The following is an 18,019-nucleotide window of genomic DNA, read 5'->3' on the forward strand; positions in this document are numbered from 1 at the left end:
CAATTTCGTAAATCAGGCCAGGTTGTTCGTAATCAGCCCAGCTTGGCTTCGGCAGCGGCAACAATGGCATCCGCCGTGATGCCGAAATGCTTAAAGACATCCTTGGCCTGGCCGGAAGCGCCGAAGCCCTTCATCCCGATGAAGGTGCCTTCCGGTCCGATGAAGGCATCCCAGCCTTCGCGAACGGCGGCTTCGGCGGCGATCTTGACCGGCGAGTTGCCAAGGATTTCCCGGCGGTAGCCATCCGGCTGCTCGAAGAAGAGTTCGGTGCAAGGAACGGAGACGACGCGAACGGAAATGCCCTTGCCTTCCAGCGTCGCGCGTGCCGCAAGGGCAAGCTCGACTTCAGAACCCGATGCAAAGATCGTCACCTTGGCATCGCCATTGCCGGCCAGCGTGTAGGCGCCGAGTTGGCAAAGGTTCTTTTCGCTGTACTCGGTGCGGGCTGGAGCAAGGTTCTGCCGGGTCAGGGCGAGAGCCGACGGACGGTTGTGGGTCTTGATGGCGATCTGCCAGCATTCCGCTGTCTCGGTGGCATCGGCCGGGCGGAACACCATCAGGTTTGGCACCGCGCGCAGGCCGGCCAGCTGCTCGACAGGCTGGTGCGTCGGGCCGTCTTCGCCGACGCCGATCGAGTCATGCGTCAGGACGTGGATGACGCGAATGCCCATCAGCGAAGCAAGGCGGATCGGCGGACGGCAATAATCCGAGAAGATCATGAAGCCGCCGCCGTAAGGGATCAGGCCGCCGTGCAGCGAGATGCCGTTCATGGCGGAGGCCATGCCGTGTTCGCGAATGCCCCAATGCATGTAGCGGCCGGCGAAATCCGTCGGCGTGATCGAGTGCATCTGGCTGGTCTTGGTGTTGTTTGACGGCGTCAGGTCGGCGGACCCGCCGAGCGTCTCGGGTAGGAAGCCGTTGATGACCTCAAGCGCATCTTCGGAAGCCTTGCGGGTTGCGACCGTCGGCTTGGTCTCGGCGAGCTTCTTTTTGTAGTCGCTGATAGCTGCGTCGAAACCTACCGGAAGCTCACCGGCAAAGCGACGGGTGAACTCGGCCTTTGCAGGAGCCGTGGCGAGGCGGTCTTCCCAAGCGTTGACGGTGGCAACCGAACGCGTGCCGGCCGCACGCCAGGCGTCGAGTACGTCGGAGGGGATGACAAAGGGTTCGTATTCCCAGTTCAGCGCCTTGCGCGTCTCGGCGATCTCCTCGGCGCCGAGCGGCGAGCCGTGGACCTTGTGCGTGCCCTGCTTGTGCGGCGCACCAAAGCCGATGATCGTCTTGCAGGCGATGAAGGTCGGGCGGTCAGACTTGTGGGCGGCTTCAATGGCGTCGGCGATGGCAGCCTGGTCGTGGCCGTCGACCTCGATCGTATTCCAGTGAACTGCCTTGAAGCGGGCAACCTGGTCAGTCGAGTCCGACAGCGAGACGGCGCCGTCGATGGTGATCGAGTTGTTGTCCCAGAAGAGGATCAGCTTGTTGAGCTTCAGGTGCCCGGCAAGGGCGATCGCCTCATGGCTGATGCCTTCCATCAGGCAGCCGTCGCCGCAGACGGCGTAGGTATAATGGTCCTGCAGATCGGCGCCGAACTCCTCGCGCAGCTTGCGCTCGGCAATCGCCATGCCGACGGAGTTGGCAATACCCTGGCCGAGCGGGCCGGTCGTCGTTTCAATGCCCGTCGCGTGACCGTATTCCGGGTGGCCGGCGGTCTTCGAGCCGAGCTGGCGGAACTGCTTCAGGTCCTCGATCGTCATATCCGGATAGCCGGTTAGATAGAGCAGCGAATAGAGCAGCATGGAGCCGTGGCCGGCCGACAACACGAAGCGGTCGCGGTTTGGCCAATGTGGCTTCTTCGGATCGAACCTCAGATATTGGGTGAACAGAACCGTCGCTACATCGGCCATGCCCATCGGCATGCCCGGATGACCGGAGTTAGCCTTTTCGACTGCATCCATGGCAAGAAAACGGATCGCATTCGCCATCCGGTCGTTTTGTTCGCGAGAGGTCATGGGGTTTTCCGCAGGGTTCCGGGTTCAGGGGATGGTCGCAAGCGTGGGAGAAAAGGACCATCGGTTTGAAGGCTGCCCCTGAATTGGCGGGCTAAAATAAGCCGCCAGCTCCAGGTTGGCCCCAGGTGGCTGAGACATAGCATTTGATACGAGCAAGTCAATAAATCCGAGGGCAGTTCCGACAGGGTGCGACGATTTTTCGACATTTGACCGCGACGTTGTACAAAAGACGACTTTGAGGAAAATCTTCGGCCGATCGACAGAAAGCTGGGGGTTCATCCACAGAATAGCGGTCGAGCGACGCAGCTGCCTTTATTGACGCACACTTCCCGAGTTCAATATTGTTACAAATAAGACAAGTGGCCGATTGTGGTGATTCGGTCATTTGGCGCAGGGAACCGGAAGAGATGATGCCTACAGGCAAGACGGTGGATGCGGCACTCGACGGACTTCGCCAGGCGATAGCCGCACTGGACAACGCGGTCGACATGCGTTTCGAGCGCGAGCGTGAACATGGCGAGATGGACGGGGAGGTTCGCAGGATCCATACGGACCGCTCGCGTCTTGCCCAGGAGCTGGATCAGGCCGAGTTTCGGGCGAACCGGCTCGAGGAAGTCAATCGCGAGGTATCGCGCCGGCTGGTGACTGCGATGGAAACGATCAGAGCCGTGCTGGATCGCTGACACCCTGCTTTCGGGCGGGAAGGGATACTGCAGGGTAGGAAGCGGAAAGTCGGATGGCACAGGTAACGGTAACGATCGACGGCAAGGCCTATCGCATGGCCTGCGAGGAGGGGCAGGAGGATCACCTGACCGATCTTGCAACTCGCTTCGACCAATATGTCAGCCATCTCAAGGACCAGTTCGGCGAGATCGGCGATCTCAGGGTCACGGTCATGGCCGGCATCATGATCACCGACGAGGTAACGGAGCTCACGCGGCGCGTCAGCGGGCTGGAATCCGAGCTTGAAAACCTGCGCAGCAACCGCGACACGGTCCTTGCGGCCAATGCCCGCACGGAAGAGAGCCTGGCCTCCGTGCTCAACGAGGTGACGGCCAATATCAGAGGCATCGCCGAAAAGCTGGTGGCCCGGCAAGGCGTGGAAACGCATTGATCGCGGCGGCCGTTATTTCTTTGCAGGATGCGGCGTACACCTCTGGTGCATTGCGTCAAACCGCCTTATATATCGAACGCGGTCTACGCTTCCCGACAGGAACCACAATCCCTGGGGCCATACTCGATCCAAAGGGAGCTGTCCCTGACTAGGCTCGTGGGCTTGGTCACACGGCGCCCACCTACGTTTGTAGGCACCCAGGATCGTAAAACTCCATCGGTCGCCGTGGATCGCACCTTCCCCACTTATTCCGGACAGAGTAGGTTTTTCTGGAGCAAAGCCTCTCGATCGCCCGCCCGTCGGCGCGCTGCGGGAATCATACATCCTTGGACTGTAACGAAATTGCTGCTAAGGGGCGTTCGGAGCCATTAGATGTTGGCATTCGGGGCCAAATTTGTATGTGGATAAGCTTGGATCGACCATAAATCACAATTTCCTTTTGCAAATAACGGATTCATTGCTGCCGGGGCGGGATCTGCGCCAAAATTGCCTGAATTGAGAAGGATTGGAGCGCTCAACACTAGAGCCTCGCAAAAGACATGTCGGCAGTCACAAAAAACATAGACCTTGGCTGTACTGCACATCCGATGAACGGAGCTGGCCGAAAGCCAATTCAACACAGGTAGTTTATGTCGAGCCAAATCGATCTGGAAAACACCGATGAGGAGATGGTCGAGCACGGCTGGCTGGGCGGAATTTTGCGCAGCTACAAGACGCAGCTCATGGCGCTCGGCAGCGTCATCGTCTTCGGGCTCGTTGCGCTGGCGATCTTTCACCTGACCACCGAGGTGCGCTACGACGACGTCGTCCTTGCGCTTAGCGAGACGAAGTACAGCTCTATCCTGTTGGCACTTCTGTTCACGGGTTTGAGCTTTTTCGCGCTGGTGTTTTACGACGTCAACGCGCTGGAGTTCATCAATAAGAAGGTGCCGTTTCCGCATGTGGCCCTGACCGCGTTCAGCGCATATGCGGTTGGCAATACTGCAGGCTTCGGTGCGCTTAGCGCAGGCGCGATCCGCTATCGCGCCTATTCCCGCCTGGGGCTCACCCCTGAAGATATCGCCCGCGTCATTGCCTTCGTGACGCTCTCCTTCGGCCTTGGCCTTGCTGCCGTCGGGTCGATCGCGCTGCTGGTCATTGCCGACGAAATGGGACCACTGATCGGCATCAACGGGCTGTGGCTGCGGCTGATTGCCGGGGTGGTCCTGGCGCTCTTGGCGCTCCTGATGTTCATGGGCCGCGGCGGACGGGAAGTCTCTATCGGTTCGTTCTCGTTGCGCTTGCCGGATTCTCGGACGTGGTCGCGGCAGTTCCTGGTGACGGCTTTCGACATTGCCGCTTCGGCCTCGGTTCTCTTTGTCCTTTTGCCGGACAGTTCCATCGCTTGGCCGGCCTTCCTGGCCGTCTATGCCATTGCGGTCGGGCTCGGCGTTCTCAGCCACGTTCCAGCTGGCCTTGGCGTCTTTGAAACGGTGATCATCGCCTGGCTTGGCAACGCCGTGAATGTCGATGCCGTGCTTGGCTCGCTGGTGCTCTACCGCGTCATCTATCACGTCATACCGCTGGCAATCGCCATCCTTGCCGTGGCCGCTGCCGAATTGCGCCGCTTCGTCGATCATCCCGCCGCCTCCAGCGTCCGGCGCATCGGCGGCCGGCTGATGCCGCAGCTGTTGTCGACATTCGCGCTTCTGCTCGGCGTCATGCTGATTTTTTCGAGCGTTACGCCGACGCCCGATTCCAATCTCGAATTCCTCTCCGACTACGTGCCGCTGTCGATCATCGAAAGCGCGCATTTCATGTCCAGCCTTCTCGGCCTTGTCATGGTCGTTGCCGCCCGCGGTCTTGGCCAGCGTCTCGACGGCGCATGGTGGGTGCTGGTCTGCTCGGCGCTGCTGGCGCTGACGCTGTCGTTGCTGAAGGCAATCGCGCTGGTAGAGGCGGCCTTCCTGTTGTTCCTCATTTTCGGCCTTGTCGTCAGCCGCCGGCTGTTCAACCGTCCGGCTTCGCTTTTCAATCAGGCGCTGACCACGGGCTGGCTGACGGCGATCGCGGTGATCTGCATTTGCGCCGTTGTCATTCTTTTCTTCGTCTATAGGGATGTCGATTACAGCAACCAGCTGTGGTGGCAATTCGAGTTTGCCGACGAGGCGCCGCGCGGGCTGCGCGCCGTTCTTGGCATTTCCATTCTGTCGGCGGCGATTGCGACTTTCAGCCTTCTCAGGCCCGCAACCGGCCGTCCGGCGCCGGCCTCGGACGATGCGATCGAACGCGCCGTCGAGATTGTCCAGAAATATGGGGTTGCCGACGCCAATCTGGTCAGGATGGGCGACAAGAGCATCATGTTCTCAGACAAGGGCGACGCTTTCATCATGTATGGCAAGCAGGGTCGCTCGTGGATCGCGCTGTTCGATCCGATCGGGCCGCGCCAGGCCTTGCCGGATCTCGTCTGGCGTTTCGTTGAAACGGCACGCGCTGCCGGTTGCCGCGCGGTGTTCTACCAGATATCGCCGGCGATGCTGCCGGCCTGCGCCGATGCCGGGCTTCGCGCCTTCAAACTCGGCGAGCTTGCGGTGGTCAATCTGTCGAACTTCGAGCTCAAGGGCGGCAAATGGGCCAATCTGCGGCAGACGGCCAGCCGAGCCGTGCGCGACGGGTTGGAATTCGAGGTCATCGAGCCGAACGACGTCCCCTCTGTCGTCGACGAGCTTTCGGCTGTGTCAGAAAGCTGGCTCGACGATCACAACGCAAAGGAAAAGGGATTTTCCCTCGGCGCCTTCGACCCCGACTACGTCTCCTCCCAGCCGGTCGGCGTCTTGAAGAAAGACGGCAGGATCGTCGCGTTTGCCAATATTCTCGTCACCGAGACGCAGGAGGAGGGCTCGGTCGATTTGATGCGCTTTTCGCCAGACGCGCCCAAGGGATCGATGGACTTCCTGTTCGTGCAGATTCTCGAATACCTTAGGAATGCCGGATTTCACCGCTTTAACCTCGGCATGGCACCGCTTTCGGGCATGTCGAAGCGCGAATCGGCCCCTGTCTGGGACCGGGTGGGCGGTACGGTTTTCGAGCACGGTGAACGGTTTTACAACTTCAAGGGGCTAAGGGCCTTCAAAGCAAAATTTCATCCCGAATGGCAGCCGCGTTATCTCGCGGTGTCGGGCGGGATCAGTCCGATGATAGCGCTGATGGATGCAACATTCCTGATCGGCGGCGGACTTAGAGGAGTCGTCAGGAAATGATCTTGAAATACGCAATGTCTCTTATCCTCGCGGTTGTCACGGCAACTGGTATCGCCAGGGCGGATGAAGACAACAGCAAGTATGAGCTCGGCATAATCCCCGCGCCGCACATCATGCGGCCCCAGGGCAAGATCACCAGCGAGGTTGTGCTTTTTTCCGACGGCGCAGGCTGGGGCGACAAGGAAAATACTGTCGCGCAGAAGCTCGTGGCGGGCGGTTCGCTGGTCATCGGCATCGATTTTCCGTCCTTCCTGGCGTCGTTGAACAAATATGACGTCAGCCAGAACGACGGCTGCATCTACATGATCTCGGATATCGAGTCGCTCAGCCAGCAGATCCAGCGTTCGCTGGCCGACAGCACCTACGAGCTGCCGATTATCGCAGGCGTCGGAGAGGGCGGTGCGATGGCGCTGGCGATTGCGGCGCAGACGCCGGATGCGACTGTTGCCGGCACGTTGGCAGTCGATCCGCTCGCCGGTCTGGCGTTGAACCAGGAATTATGCACGCCGGCCGAGAAGCAGAAGGTCGGCGACCGCGTCGTCCTCGGCCTCCAGGACGGTAGCTTGCCCAACCCGATCGTTACGGTCTTCACCGCCAATGCACCGGCGGACGGACGCGCCCATGTCGAGGCGATCCAGAAGGATCATTCGGACGTCGAGATCAACGATTCCTCCGACGAGCCTTACACGGCGCTGAGCGACGGCATGACGGACCTGCTCAAAACCCTCGACAGCGAGAAATCACCGCTCGGGCTGCCGCTCGACATCATGAGCGCGAAACCGACGGAAGACACGCTGGCAATCGTCTATTCCGGCGATGGAGGCTGGCGCGATATCGACAAGGAGGTCGGTAGCTACCTGCAGGACGAAGGCATTCCGGTGGTCGGGGTCGACACGCTCCATTACTTCTGGTCGGAGCGCAAGCCGCAGGAAACCGCCGACGATCTCGGCCGCATCATCGACTTCTATACCAAGCGCTTCAAGGTGCAGCATGTGGTGCTGGTCGGATATTCCTTCGGCGCTGACGTTCTGCCGGCAAGCTATAACATGCTGAAGCCGAACGAGCGGGACAAGGTCGTGCAGATGTCGCTGCTGTCGCTATCCCGCAAGGTTGATTATGTCATCTCGGTCATGGGTTGGCTCGGCGCCTCCAGCGCCGGTAAGGGCGGCGATCCCATCAAGGACCTCAAGTCGATTAATCCGAAGATCGTGCAATGCGTGTACGGCAAGGATGACGACGAGGACGTTGCTTGTCCGCTGCTCAACGGCACCGGCGCGGAAGTGATCGCCATGGAAGGCGGCCATCACTTCGACGACGACTACGAGACGCTGGCAAAGAAGATCATCGCCGGGGTGAAGAGCCGCCTCAACGAGTAGTCGAGAACAGAAAGAGCCTCTCCCGACCCCGGACGATTGGGCCTATTGTCGCAAATCCGGCGAGAATGAACGGAGGATGAAGCGATGATACTCGATCACGTGACTTTGCGGACGGCCGATCTCGAGGGTACGCGCGCCTTCATGGAGGCGGCTCTCGATCTCAAGGTCGGCTACCGGCCGGCATTTTCCTTTCCAGGATACTGGCTTTATGCCGGCGCCGAGCCGATCGTCCATCTGCTTCCAGGCCGCGCGGGTCCGGTCGACCGGCATGGCGAAATGATCGACCATGTCGGCTTTCGCCTTGACGACTACGACGGGCAATGCAGCAGGTTCGATGAGCTCAACATAAATTATTCGACAATGGAGCTTCCGGAGCTTGGCGAACGGCGGCTGTTCATCCGAACGCCGACCGGCATCCTCCTGGAGCTGGTGTTTCGGGAAGGCAAGGTCGCGGCGGGACCGTGAGATCGGGTTCTTTCGACGGCAGCAATCATTTGCTTCTTGGCTTGCCTGACGTTACTCGGGGTAGGATTGCTGCGAGTCGCTCCACCGGGATCGATCGTGGCGAAACTAAGAGGGAAGATCTTGTCAGCCGCATCAGCCTCAGCCTTCGATAAAAGCTATTCCGCCTTCCTGTTCGACATGGATGGAACGATCATCAATTCGATCGCGTCGGCAGAGCGCATCTGGGGCGACTGGGCGCGGCGCCAGGGTCTGGACGTCGAGAAATTCATGCCGACCATGCATGGCGCGCGTGGCATCGATACCATCCGCAATCTCAATCTGCCGGGCGTCGATCCTGCGACGGAATCCGCACTGATCGAGAAGGCAGAGATTGCCGATGTCGACGGCGTCGTCGCGATCCCGGGCGCCATCGACTTTCTGGCGTCCCTGCCGCCGGAGCGCTGGGCAATCGTCACATCGTCGCCGATAGCGCTTGCGAAAGCTCGGTTGGCCGCCGCCGGCATCCCGTTTCCCCGCTTCATCGTTACCGCCGAGGATGTCAAGGTCGGCAAGCCCAATCCGCAGTGCTACATCCTCGGCGCAGAGCGTCTGGGCCTGCGCCCTTCCGATTGCTTGGTCTTCGAGGATGTGGCGGCGGGCATCAAGGCGGGCGAGGCCGCCGGTGCCGACGTCGTGGTGATCACGGCCACACACGCGCATCCGGTCGAGACCGCGCATTCGACAATTGCTAATTATGATGGGCTGCGAGTGCATATTGCCGTTGACGGGAAGCTTTCGATAGTGCGCTGAGGTTTACGGGTGTTCTCGATCACCCGCCCCCGCCTATGGCCTGCGCACCTCAGGGTGAGGGCCGGTGGGCTGCGACGCGCGCCCTACAATAAGCTGATTTTATAGAGCTGCAGTCTCGGACCTCATCCTGAGGTGCAATTCGCAGCGTAGCGGAGAATTGCCTCGAAGGATCACAGCGCACTCCCAACCATATTGCAAACCGGAAGCGTACCCTTATGGTTCCACACCACGACCCGAACGCGCGAAAGTCCTCATGACATCAAGAGAGTTGAAAGCGGAACTTCGCAATGAGCGTCTGGCGCTTCGCGATGATATTGCGTTGGAAGACCGGATTACTAAAGGGCTCGCGATGGCCGAGACCGGCGGTGAGCGGATCACCTTTGCGCCGGGCAGCGTCATTTCCGGCTTTCTGCCGATACGTTCGGAGGCCGATATCCGGCCGTTGATGGATCGGTTGCGGCGGCGTGGCGCGCGGCTCTGCGTGCCTGTCATCCTCGACAAGGAGACCATCGCGTTTCGCGAATTTTCGGCAGAGACGCCGCTGGTTTCGAGCGGGTTCGGAACCGTTGGCCCGGGGCCGGAAGCGGCGGTGCTGGATCCCGATATCATGCTGGTGCCGCTCTCGGCCTTCGACCGCACGGGCCACCGGATCGGCTATGGAGCGGGATATTATGACCGCGCAATCGAGCGTTTGTGGCAGAAAGGGCTGGACCCGCAACTGATCGGCATTGCATTCGATTGCCAAGAAGTGCCATCAGTACCGGCCGAACCGCATGACGTCCGCCTGGACGCAATCCTGACGGAAAGCGGCTACAGCATATTTTCGCCGGAGATTGAATAGGAATGAGACTGCTTTTTCTGGGTGACATGGTTGGCAAGACCGGACGTGTGGCGGTCTGGGATCACCTGCCGGGACTGGTTTCCGACCTGAAGCTCGATTTCGTCATCGTCAACGGCGAAAATGCCGCCGGCGGCTTCGGGATCACCGAGGACATCTTTCTCGAAACCATCAATGCCGGGGCCGATGTCGTCACGACCGGAAACCACGTCTGGGATCAGAAGGAAGCGGTGTCGTTCTGCGAACGGCATGACCAGTTTCTGCGCCCGGCAAACTATCCGGCGGGAACGCCGGGCCGCGGGTCAGGCCTTTATTATGCCCGCAACGGCGCGCGCGTTCTTGTCGCCAACATCATGGGCCGTGTCTTCATGCATCCCGAACTTGATGATCCGTTCAAGTCTGCCGAGGCGATCCTTGCGGCGGCGCCGCTGAAGGAACAGGCGGACGCCATCATCTTCGATTTCCACGCCGAGGCCACCAGCGAGAAGCAGTGCTTCGGCCACTTCGTCGACGGCCGCGCCAGCTTCGTGATCGGCACCCACACGCATGTGCCGACGGCCGACGCGCAGATCCTTAACGGCGGCACGGCCTATATGTCCGATGCCGGCATGTGCGGCGACTACGACAGTTCGCTCGGTATGGACAAGGAGGAGCCGCTCAACCGCTTCATCTCGAAGATGCCAAAGAGCCGCTTCGAGGCAGCTTCCGGGCCGGCGACGATCTGCGGCGTCGGCGTCGAGATTTCCGACGCGACCGGTCTTGCCGAAAAGATCGCGCCGCTCAGGATCGGTCCGCGACTGGCCGAGACCATTCCGGAGTTCTGGATCTAGGCGCTCCGCGCTGACGAGCCCGCAATGACGAGATTATAAGCATCGCCGCGAAGTTGTGTCTGGACGCGTATCGCCCTGTGACGCTCTACCTGCTGAAGGGCCTTTAAACGCGATATGCCTGGGCGGGTCTCCTCAGTCCAGGCACGAGAATTAAGCTCGAATCGCCTCAGGCAAATTGCAGGTGCCTTTTGATCCCGACGTCCGGCATCTTCTCGTCTTCGAGATTTGCCTTGGCGATTTCCCATCCGAACTTCAGCTTGCTGCCGGTTGAGACCCAGATTTCCGCGTCGTCGACATGCATGGCGAGCATGGTCAGGTGTGGGTCCTTCTTGCCGTTCTCATACCAGGCTGTCACGACCGAGTTCCAGAATTGGTCGATGCGGGAAGGGTCGGGGCGTATCTCGATGCGTCCGGCAAGGCAGGCATGATAATCGTGGTCCTTGCCGATGACGCAAAAGTGGGCGCGCGTACCCGGCTTGATCGCGCGGACGATATCGGCGTCGGTCTTGGTAAAGAACCAGATGCTATTGGTGGTCGGGTCCGCGTGCGGCGCCATGGGCTGCATATGCATGTCGGCACCATCGACGCCCAGCATTCCCGCGTGAACGGCGTTGATCTGGTCCCATAGTTGCTGAGCGGGATGCTCGCGGGCTTCGGTGAAGCTTGCCATGGCCTGTCCTTTCCATTTCGAGTGATGCGGCCTTAACGTGAGCATCAGGGGCTTTGTTCCCCCCCGGCTTGATGCCTCGTCCACCCTCCGGCATATGCCGCCTGCATCTCAGTCGAGGCTCGCCCCGAAAATCCCCGGCTTTACTCTTGAATGCGGTTCGCTTCGCACATATAAGGCCGCATTCCCAACAAAAGACGTGAGCAGGGGTGCCATGGCAGGCCATTCGCAGTTTAAAAACATCATGCATCGCAAGGGTCGCCAGGATTCCGTGCGGTCGAAAATGTTCTCCAAGCTGGCGCGTGAAATCACCGTCGCCGCCAAGGCCGGACTTCCCGACCCGGATATGAATGCGCGCCTGCGACTTGCGATCCAGAATGCCAAGGCCCAGTCCATGCCGAAGGACAATATCGACCGCGCCATCAAGAAGGCGGCCGGCACCGATGGCGAGAATTATGACGAAGTCCGCTATGAGGGCTACGGCCCGGGCGGAACTGCTATCATCGTTGAGGCCTTGACCGACAATCGTAACCGCACCGCCTCGAATGTCCGCTCTACCTTCACCAAGGCCGGCGGCGCGCTCGGCGAAACCGGCTCGGTGTCATTCTCATTCGATCACGTCGGCGAGATCACCTACAAGGCCAGCGTCGGCGATGCCGACAAGGTCATGGAAGCCGCAATCGAGGCAGGCGCCGATGATGTCGAGAGCGACGAAGAAGAAGGTCACATCATCATTTGTGGTTTCGAGGTTCTCGGCGAAGTGGCAAAGACCCTTGAAGCAGCGCTCGGGCCAGCCGAGACGGTGAAGATCATCTGGAGGGCCCAGAACTCCATTCCCGTCGACGAGGAAAAGGCGCAATCGCTGATGAAGCTGATTGACACTCTCGAAGATGATGACGACGTTCAGAACGTCTATTCAAACTTCGAAGTCTCAGACGAAATCATGGCAAAGCTGTCGGCCTAACGGGGGACGGCTCCGTTCGGCATCCCGCGCCCGATCTTAAGGCTGGGCGGTGGGAGCGCGGCCTGTGCCTGAGCGCCGACTGCCAATCGCCTTCGACGAAAAGTCGCTAGCGCATCTGTGCGATCGAGCCTGAGCGTTCTCTCGCTGTCCTCATCAATCTTATCAAGGTGATGCTGGAGTGATGCTGGCAGTGCAGGCAGCTGCCGGCTGAATTTATTTGGCACGGAAATAGTCTGATCTGGCTGTCACCGACCACACAAAACAGAAGAGGACCCGGTGGGAATACCGGGCCCTCCACTCTCTGATCGGAGGTCAAGCCAAATCAGATAGTCTTAGAAGCTGCGCTGGAAGCGAAGGATACCAGCCCACTGATCTTCGTTGATCGAATCCCAGTTGGTGTAGGAAACTTCCGGCTCGATGAGCAGGTCCTTGACCGGATGGAACTGAACGTTTGCAGTCGCTGCGAAGATCTTCGAGTCGGTGTAAGCAACCTGACCGGAAGCCTTCCACTTTTCGTTGATCGGAACGCTCAGGCCGCCCCAAACTGCCCACTCACCCCAGCCGATGTTGGCCGCATCGCCAGCACCGTTTGCGCCGGCATACTTGTTCAGCTTGTCGCTGTCCGTGTTCCAGCCGCCCATCAAGAACGCGCTGAAGCCACCGAAGTCGGCATCGACGCGAGCCTTGATAGCGCCTTCTTCAACGATCGAGTCGTAACCGCCGACGACCTTGAAGCCCCATGCGCCAGACTTGAAGCCGAGACCGGCAACGACGTCAGGTGCGTAATGGTCGGAGCTGTTCTCGCCGTTCGAGCCAGTTGCGCCCTTGCCCGAATTGGTGTCTTCGAGCGAGATCACAGCCGTGAAGCCGTTGCCGGCGTCATAGTTGTAGGTCAGCTGGTTGAGTTCGTACGGGCCGTCATAGACCACGTCGTCGTTGATGACGTCGCCGGCATAACCGGTGAAGACGTTGAATTCAGAGTCTTCCTTACCAACGGTGAAACCGCCGAGGCTGATGCTGCCATGAAGGAAGTTGGTGCCGGTGGAACCACCTTCCTGCCAATCCCAACGGATTTCAGTGTTGGTCTTCAGGGCGCCGTATTCAGTGTCGGTCGCGGTCTGAAGCTGGAGTTCAGCACGGGTGTGCCACAGGGTGCCACGAACGTTGTTCGGGTTGTAGGCGTCATACCATTCGCCTTCGGTACGAACCTTGCCACCGATCTTCAGGCAGGTTTCCGAGCCCGGGATGTAGAAGTAGCCCTTGCCGTACGCATCGCAGATACGGACGTATTCAAGCGGTTCGGGTTCAGCAGCGACGATTGCGTCAGCGGCATGAGCGCCAGATACTGTTGCCAGGGCAGCAGCGGAGCCGAGAAGTAGGCTCTTGATATTCATTGTATCTCCATCTGATTTGAACTCCTGCGACGATCGCGCCGATAAGGCCCGTTCCACATCCAGTCCGTTTCCCAAAACCGAAGCCTCAAGCTTCATGAGGTCAAACTGCATTTCACGTTGTTAATTTGCAAGCGCCTGAAATGCCATCGTCACATATCTGTGATCAATGTTGCTGAAATAACGCACAGTAAGGCATGCTTACGAAATGAGAAATAGTAAGGTCTACTTTCAAAATATATGATACTAAGGTAGCCTTATCAAACAGTATTCGACGGTTTATGCGGTAAAGTACAAAGAAAAAACGATGGAAGACTCATAAATACTATGTAGCGATTTATTTTATACGTAATTATTCAAGATACTGCAAAAAAATGGCTAATAACATCTGCGTTACGCAAAAGCATAGGAGTGATGGCGGCAACTTTATGTTGTGTTCAATTGCAAGCAATGGGGGTGTTGCGTGACGCATTCATGCTGCCACTGAGCGTGCGTCACGTGCCATTCATGTCGATTTATGGCTTAGAATGGCGATAAAGCGCCCAGTCTCGGAAAATGCGGCGGCATATTCGAGGCGACATCGGTCTAGTTGGAAGTTACTCGGCCATGTTTCTTAGGCGTACGGGTCTTTCCCAGTAAACCGCAGAGTATAGCCCATCGTGGCGCGTAGCGGTCACGGCTCGTCGTAGAACCGAAATCCGATGCCCGTTAGCGGATAGGCATCGGCGCCGCGATCGATGAAATTATAGCGCGCGAGGCATTTTCTCATCGTAATCAGATAGGCAACGCTCTTCGAATCGATCGCTCCCTTGCGAAACGCCTCGCTTTCGCAATAGCGTCGAGCGTGTTCGAAACGCCTTTGGAGCTCAGGACTGGAGGTGACCGGGACGCCGGAATAGGCCTGATATATCGAGGGGTCACCGGCGGCAACGCAGCCAGACAGAGCCAATGTCATTCCAACTGTAAGCAGAATTCTCATTTTGCCCCCCAATGACCGTTCAGATCGCCCCGCGCAGGAAATCGCGTTGAGCGACATTGTGTTCCATCGCCGGCGCATTCGTCAACGGCAAGGTACCTAGGCCGCAGGGCAATCGGGTGAGTTAACGCGTGACAAGAGGCTTGCGAGCTGAATCTGTCGAGATCGTCTGATTCTTTAGAGGGCGATTTTGATGAACGATTTAGGGTGCGATGCCGGGGCTTTGGCCGAGACGGTTGTATTTCTGAGTCATTTCAAGGCTCTGCCAGACGGTCGGCAGAGTGCGAAGGTAAGATATCCGCTGGATGAGGTGCTGCTGCTGTGTCTTATGGCGGTGATTGCCGGGGCGGAGGCCGTCACCGACATTGCCCGCTTCGGCGAGAAGAAGCTCGATCTGTTGCGCCGGTTTCGGCCCTTTCGTGAAGGCGTGCCGGCGCATGATCATCTGGGCGATATCCTTGCCAGCCTCGATGCCGAACAGTTCCAGCGCTGCTTTGCGGCCTGGGTGGCATCGCTGGCGGGGGTGCCGGAAGGCGTCGTTGCCATAGACGGCAAGACGGTCCGCCGCTCCAAGGGGTCCCGAGCCAGCGAGGAGCCGATCCACATGGTTTCCGCCTTCGCCGCCCGCCAGCGCCTGGTGCTGGGGCAGGTCAAGGTGGCGGACAAGGCCAATGAGATCCTCGCCATTCCCAAGCTGCTGGACATGCTGGCCATTGAGGGCGCCATCGTGACCATCGATGCCATGGGCTGCCAGCGTGCCATAGCCCGGAAGGTTCTGGACAAGAAGGCCGACTACATCTTTGCCCTCAAAGGCAATCAGGGTACGCTCCGCAGCGATGTCGAACTCTTTGCTGCCGAGCAAAAAGAAAATGATTTCAAAGAGACTACCGTCAGCCGTTCCAGCACGGTCGATGGTGATCACGGACGTATCGAAACCCGGGACATCACCGTTATCCATGACATCGACTGGCTGCAGGACAGCCATCAATGGCCGGGCCTCAAGAGCGTGGTCATGGTCCAGAGCACCCGTGAAGTCGGCGGCAAGGTCGAGCGGGAGACACGTTTCTACATCACTTCGCTGGTTCTCATCGCCAGCGCGATCGGGCCTCTCATCCGCGACCACTGGGCCGTCGAGAACAGCCTTCATTGGGTGCTCGATATGATCTTCCGCGATGACGAGTGCCGCCTACGGACCAATCACGCTCCCGCAAACTTCACCACCATAAAGCACATGGCTCTCAATCTCATCCGAAGAGCGCCGGGCAAGGATTCCCTGCGTTTGAAACGAAAGGTCGCAGCATGGGACGACGACTTCCTGGCAAGTACAATCTCTCGATAATTAACTCACCCGATTCCCCTGACCTAGGCCGCTGCCTTCATCAGCGGCTGGAGGCCAGCGAAAAGCTCGACGGATTTCAGCCGTGCTTCGATATCGTGGATGGGCATCGAGATGATGACTTCGTCGGCGGCGGTTTCCTTGAGGAAGGCACCGAGCTTAGCCTCGGCCGTCTTCTGCGACCCGACCACGGCGTAGCGTAGGGTATGCTCGACATTCATTTGTTCCATCGGCGACCAGAAGCCTTCCATGGTCTCGAGCGGCTTTGGGAACGGTACCCTGATGTTACGGCGCAGATTGACGAATTGCTGTTGGGCCGAGGTGAAATGATACTGCGCTTCGACGTCGGTTGCTGCCAGCGCTCCCATGACGCCAACCATGACATAGGGCTTGTCGAGCGTCGCCGAAGGCTGAAAGCGCTCTCTATATATATCGATGGCTTCGAGCAGCTGATCCGGCGCAAAGTGCGAAGCGAAGGCATAGGGCAGGCCCAAAGCTGCGGCAAGATGCGCGCTATAAAGGCTGGAGCCCAACAGCCAGATCGGAACGTTCGAGTTCATGCCGGGTACGGCAATGATCGGTTGGTCCTCCCCGACGGGCCCGAGCAGCCGCTGCAGTTCGATAATGTCATTTGGAAAGCTTTGGGCGCCCGCATCCAGATTGCGGCGCAGAGCCTGGGCGGTTCGCATATCGGTCCCCGGCGCGCGGCCAAGGCCAAGGTCGACGCGGCCCGGAAACAGGGCCTCCAGCGTTCCGAACTGTTCGGCAATCACGAGGGGTGAGTGGTTGGGCAGCATGATGCCTCCCGAGCCGATGCGAATTCGCGAGGTCGCCGCACCGACATGGCCGATCACGATGGCTGTCGCGGCGCTGGCTATACCTGGCATGCCGTGGTGTTCGGCGAGCCAGAAGCGATTGTAGCCATATTCCTCAGCCTTCCCAGCCATTCGCTTCGAACTTTCAAGGGATTGGCGAATATCAGTGCCTTCGGCAACGGGCGAAAGATCGAGGATAGAAAAGAGGGCCATAGCAAACCTGTGGTGAAGGAAGGAGGTCCGGCTTCATGTAGGTGCGGGCACGGCCTTTGCCAAACCGTGAGCGCGCTATTTCTGTAAGCAGAAGAGATCATCTATAGCGGTGTTTTTGTTTTGTTCACATTTTGCTGGCACATGGTTTTTGCGGAAGCTAGGGTGAGGCATGCAGAATACGATTCGCATCATAGGCATCGACCCGGGCCTCAGGCGCACCGGCTGGGGTATAATCGATACGCTTGGGAACTCGTTGCGTTTTGTCGGTTCCGGCACGATCCTTTCGGACGGAGACATGGATCTGGCTTCGCGGCTCTGCCAGCTGCATGACGGACTTGCGGAGGTCGTTCACAGCTACACACCTGACGAAGCTGCGGTCGAGCAGACCTTCGTCAACAAGGATGCCGTGGCAACTTTGAAGCTTGGCCAGGCGCGTGGCATTGCCATGCTCGTGCCCGCCCGCGCCGGGCTGAAGGTGGCGGAATATGCGCCGAACGCCGTCAAGAAGGCTGTGATCGGCGTCGGGCATGGAGAAAAGCAGCAAATCCACATGATGCTTAAAATCCTGATGCCGAAGGCGGAGTTCAAGGGGAACGACGCGGCCGATGCACTGGCCATCGCGATCTGCCACGCTCACAATCGCGGCGGCGCGCGCATGCGAATGGCGGCGCTTGCCGGGTGATCTGTTCTTGACTTGTTCTTGTGGTAATGATAATTCTTACCGCCAAACAGGAGCGAGCCGATGCGAGTTACGTCGAAGGGTCAAGTCACCATTCCGCGCGATCTGCGAGAGCTGGCCGGCATCGAATTAAACAGCGAAGTTATTTTTTCCGTTGAAGGCGGGAAACTTTTACTCGCTCCGAAGAACGGCAAGCAGGAAATCGAAGATCGGGAACGTCTCGATCGCTTCGTCGCCACTCTCAAGCAACTCGAGGGGAGTGGAGATCAGGATCTGGACGCCGAGGCGCTGATGTCGTTGACGCGTGATCGCTAGGGA

The 18,019-nt window shown here is 59.0% G+C and carries 17 protein-coding genes and 1 other RNA gene; 13 read left to right on the forward strand and 5 right to left on the reverse strand.

From position 1 onward, the window contains the following. Positions 1 to 32 precede the first annotated feature (32 nt). Entirely contained in the window at positions 33 to 2,009 is a 1,977-nt protein-coding gene (tkt, locus tag AB4Z52_RS00780; RefSeq protein WP_442215935.1) for a transketolase, read from the reverse strand. Positions 2,010 to 2,416: 407 nt separating this feature from the next. Between tkt and AB4Z52_RS00785 the strand changes: the two genes are divergently transcribed. The 9 genes from AB4Z52_RS00785 to AB4Z52_RS00825 all read left to right on the forward strand — a co-directional run bounded on the left by AB4Z52_RS00785 (position 2,417) and on the right by AB4Z52_RS00825 (position 10,660). After that, the gene (locus AB4Z52_RS00785; RefSeq protein ID WP_442215937.1) at positions 2,417 to 2,692 is read left to right on the forward strand and encodes a DUF4164 domain-containing protein; all 276 of its coding nucleotides are present in this window, start codon (positions 2,417 to 2,419) and stop codon (positions 2,690 to 2,692) included. Positions 2,693 to 2,745: 53 nt separating this feature from the next. Next, entirely contained in the window at positions 2,746 to 3,123 is a 378-nt protein-coding gene (locus AB4Z52_RS00790; protein WP_442215938.1) for a cell division protein ZapA, read from the forward strand. Between the two features lie 77 nt (positions 3,124 to 3,200). Next, a non-coding RNA gene (gene ssrS, locus AB4Z52_RS00795) (6S RNA) lies at positions 3,201 to 3,359 on the forward strand. 432 nt (positions 3,360 to 3,791) lie between these two features. Next, a complete protein-coding gene (gene mprF / locus AB4Z52_RS00800; RefSeq protein WP_442216625.1) occupies positions 3,792 to 6,362 on the forward strand; it encodes a bifunctional lysylphosphatidylglycerol flippase/synthetase MprF in 2,571 nt (856 codons plus the stop codon). Beyond that, positions 6,359 to 7,738: a virulence factor gene (locus AB4Z52_RS00805; RefSeq protein WP_442215940.1), complete on the forward strand. Its 1,380-nt coding sequence runs from the start codon at positions 6,359 to 6,361 to the stop codon at positions 7,736 to 7,738. Before mprF ends, AB4Z52_RS00805 begins: the two co-directional genes overlap by 4 nt. 84 nt (positions 7,739 to 7,822) lie before the next feature. After that, entirely contained in the window at positions 7,823 to 8,203 is a 381-nt protein-coding gene (locus AB4Z52_RS00810; protein WP_442215942.1) for a VOC family protein, read from the forward strand. A gap of 120 nt (positions 8,204 to 8,323) precedes the next feature. Beyond that, complete coding sequence (locus AB4Z52_RS00815) at positions 8,324 to 8,992, forward strand: HAD-IA family hydrolase (protein WP_442215944.1); 669 nt, start codon at positions 8,324 to 8,326, stop codon at positions 8,990 to 8,992. 253 nt (positions 8,993 to 9,245) lie between these two features. Then, the gene (locus tag AB4Z52_RS00820) at positions 9,246 to 9,833 is read left to right on the forward strand and encodes a 5-formyltetrahydrofolate cyclo-ligase (protein WP_442215946.1); all 588 of its coding nucleotides are present in this window, start codon (positions 9,246 to 9,248) and stop codon (positions 9,831 to 9,833) included. 2 nt (positions 9,834 to 9,835) lie between these two features. Continuing rightward, complete coding sequence (locus AB4Z52_RS00825; RefSeq protein WP_442215948.1) at positions 9,836 to 10,660, forward strand: TIGR00282 family metallophosphoesterase; 825 nt, start codon at positions 9,836 to 9,838, stop codon at positions 10,658 to 10,660. A 166-nt stretch (positions 10,661 to 10,826) separates the two neighbouring features. Here AB4Z52_RS00825 and AB4Z52_RS00830 read toward each other — a convergent pair whose 3' ends face one another. Then, entirely contained in the window at positions 10,827 to 11,330 is a 504-nt protein-coding gene (locus tag AB4Z52_RS00830) for a pyridoxamine 5'-phosphate oxidase family protein (protein WP_442215950.1), read from the reverse strand. 211 nt (positions 11,331 to 11,541) lie between these two features. On the opposite strand from AB4Z52_RS00830, the gene AB4Z52_RS00835 reads away from it, so the two are divergent. Then, positions 11,542 to 12,291 (forward strand): YebC/PmpR family DNA-binding transcriptional regulator, encoded by a 750-nt coding sequence (locus AB4Z52_RS00835; protein ID WP_442215952.1) that lies wholly within the window; start codon positions 11,542 to 11,544, stop codon positions 12,289 to 12,291. A gap of 332 nt (positions 12,292 to 12,623) precedes the next feature. On the opposite strand, the gene AB4Z52_RS00840 is transcribed toward AB4Z52_RS00835, so the two are convergent. Together AB4Z52_RS00840 and AB4Z52_RS00845 are read right to left on the reverse strand one after the other, a co-directional pair. Then, entirely contained in the window at positions 12,624 to 13,685 is a 1,062-nt protein-coding gene (locus tag AB4Z52_RS00840; RefSeq protein WP_442215953.1) for a porin, read from the reverse strand. A 670-nt stretch (positions 13,686 to 14,355) separates the two neighbouring features. Further along, the gene (locus tag AB4Z52_RS00845) at positions 14,356 to 14,661 is read right to left on the reverse strand and encodes a hypothetical protein (protein WP_442215955.1); all 306 of its coding nucleotides are present in this window, start codon (positions 14,659 to 14,661) and stop codon (positions 14,356 to 14,358) included. Between the two features lie 190 nt (positions 14,662 to 14,851). Between AB4Z52_RS00845 and AB4Z52_RS00850 the strand changes: the two genes are divergently transcribed. After that, on the forward strand, positions 14,852 to 15,997 hold the full coding sequence (locus AB4Z52_RS00850; protein ID WP_442215957.1) for an ISAs1 family transposase: 1,146 nt from the start codon (positions 14,852 to 14,854) through the stop codon (positions 15,995 to 15,997). 23 nt (positions 15,998 to 16,020) lie between these two features. On the opposite strand, the gene AB4Z52_RS00855 is transcribed toward AB4Z52_RS00850, so the two are convergent. Next, on the reverse strand, positions 16,021 to 17,022 hold the full coding sequence (locus AB4Z52_RS00855; protein ID WP_442215959.1) for an LLM class flavin-dependent oxidoreductase: 1,002 nt from the start codon (positions 17,020 to 17,022) through the stop codon (positions 16,021 to 16,023). 169 nt (positions 17,023 to 17,191) lie between these two features. Here AB4Z52_RS00855 and ruvC point away from each other — a divergent pair, with 169 nt between their 5' ends. Then, on the forward strand, positions 17,192 to 17,704 hold the full coding sequence (gene ruvC, locus AB4Z52_RS00860) for a crossover junction endodeoxyribonuclease RuvC (protein ID WP_442215961.1): 513 nt from the start codon (positions 17,192 to 17,194) through the stop codon (positions 17,702 to 17,704). Positions 17,705 to 17,764: 60 nt separating this feature from the next. After that, complete coding sequence (locus AB4Z52_RS00865; RefSeq protein ID WP_442215963.1) at positions 17,765 to 18,016, forward strand: AbrB/MazE/SpoVT family DNA-binding domain-containing protein; 252 nt, start codon at positions 17,765 to 17,767, stop codon at positions 18,014 to 18,016. Positions 18,017 to 18,019: the final 3 nt, after the last annotated feature.

It is taken from the genome of Rhizobium sp. 2YAF20, assembly GCF_052114685.1.
Taxonomy (GTDB): domain Bacteria; phylum Pseudomonadota; class Alphaproteobacteria; order Rhizobiales; family Rhizobiaceae; genus Rhizobium.

Excerpts from the sequence above, each read along its gene's own strand:
- AB4Z52_RS00855 (WP_442215959.1), bottom strand. The coding sequence starts at position 17,022 with ATGGCCCTCTTTTCTATCCTCGATCTTTCGCCCGTTGCCGAAGGCACT.
- AB4Z52_RS00820 (WP_442215946.1), top strand. The coding sequence starts at position 9,246 with ATGACATCAAGAGAGTTGAAAGCGGAACTTCGCAATGAGCGTCTGGCG.
- mprF (WP_442216625.1), top strand. The coding sequence starts at position 3,792 with ATGGTCGAGCACGGCTGGCTGGGCGGAATTTTGCGCAGCTACAAGACG.
- AB4Z52_RS00850 (WP_442215957.1), top strand. The coding sequence starts at position 14,852 with ATGAACGATTTAGGGTGCGATGCCGGGGCTTTGGCCGAGACGGTTGTA.
- AB4Z52_RS00805 (WP_442215940.1), top strand. The coding sequence starts at position 6,359 with ATGATCTTGAAATACGCAATGTCTCTTATCCTCGCGGTTGTCACGGCA.
- AB4Z52_RS00785 (WP_442215937.1), top strand. The coding sequence starts at position 2,417 with ATGATGCCTACAGGCAAGACGGTGGATGCGGCACTCGACGGACTTCGC.
- AB4Z52_RS00830 (WP_442215950.1), bottom strand. The coding sequence starts at position 11,330 with ATGGCAAGCTTCACCGAAGCCCGCGAGCATCCCGCTCAGCAACTATGG.
- AB4Z52_RS00810 (WP_442215942.1), top strand. The coding sequence starts at position 7,823 with ATGATACTCGATCACGTGACTTTGCGGACGGCCGATCTCGAGGGTACG.
- tkt (WP_442215935.1), bottom strand. The coding sequence starts at position 2,009 with ATGACCTCTCGCGAACAAAACGACCGGATGGCGAATGCGATCCGTTTT.
- AB4Z52_RS00825 (WP_442215948.1), top strand. The coding sequence starts at position 9,836 with ATGAGACTGCTTTTTCTGGGTGACATGGTTGGCAAGACCGGACGTGTG.
- AB4Z52_RS00835 (WP_442215952.1), top strand. The coding sequence starts at position 11,542 with ATGGCAGGCCATTCGCAGTTTAAAAACATCATGCATCGCAAGGGTCGC.
- AB4Z52_RS00845 (WP_442215955.1), bottom strand. The coding sequence starts at position 14,661 with ATGAGAATTCTGCTTACAGTTGGAATGACATTGGCTCTGTCTGGCTGC.
- ruvC (WP_442215961.1), top strand. The coding sequence starts at position 17,192 with ATGCAGAATACGATTCGCATCATAGGCATCGACCCGGGCCTCAGGCGC.
- AB4Z52_RS00840 (WP_442215953.1), bottom strand. The coding sequence starts at position 13,685 with ATGAATATCAAGAGCCTACTTCTCGGCTCCGCTGCTGCCCTGGCAACA.
- AB4Z52_RS00790 (WP_442215938.1), top strand. The coding sequence starts at position 2,746 with ATGGCACAGGTAACGGTAACGATCGACGGCAAGGCCTATCGCATGGCC.
- AB4Z52_RS00865 (WP_442215963.1), top strand. The coding sequence starts at position 17,765 with ATGCGAGTTACGTCGAAGGGTCAAGTCACCATTCCGCGCGATCTGCGA.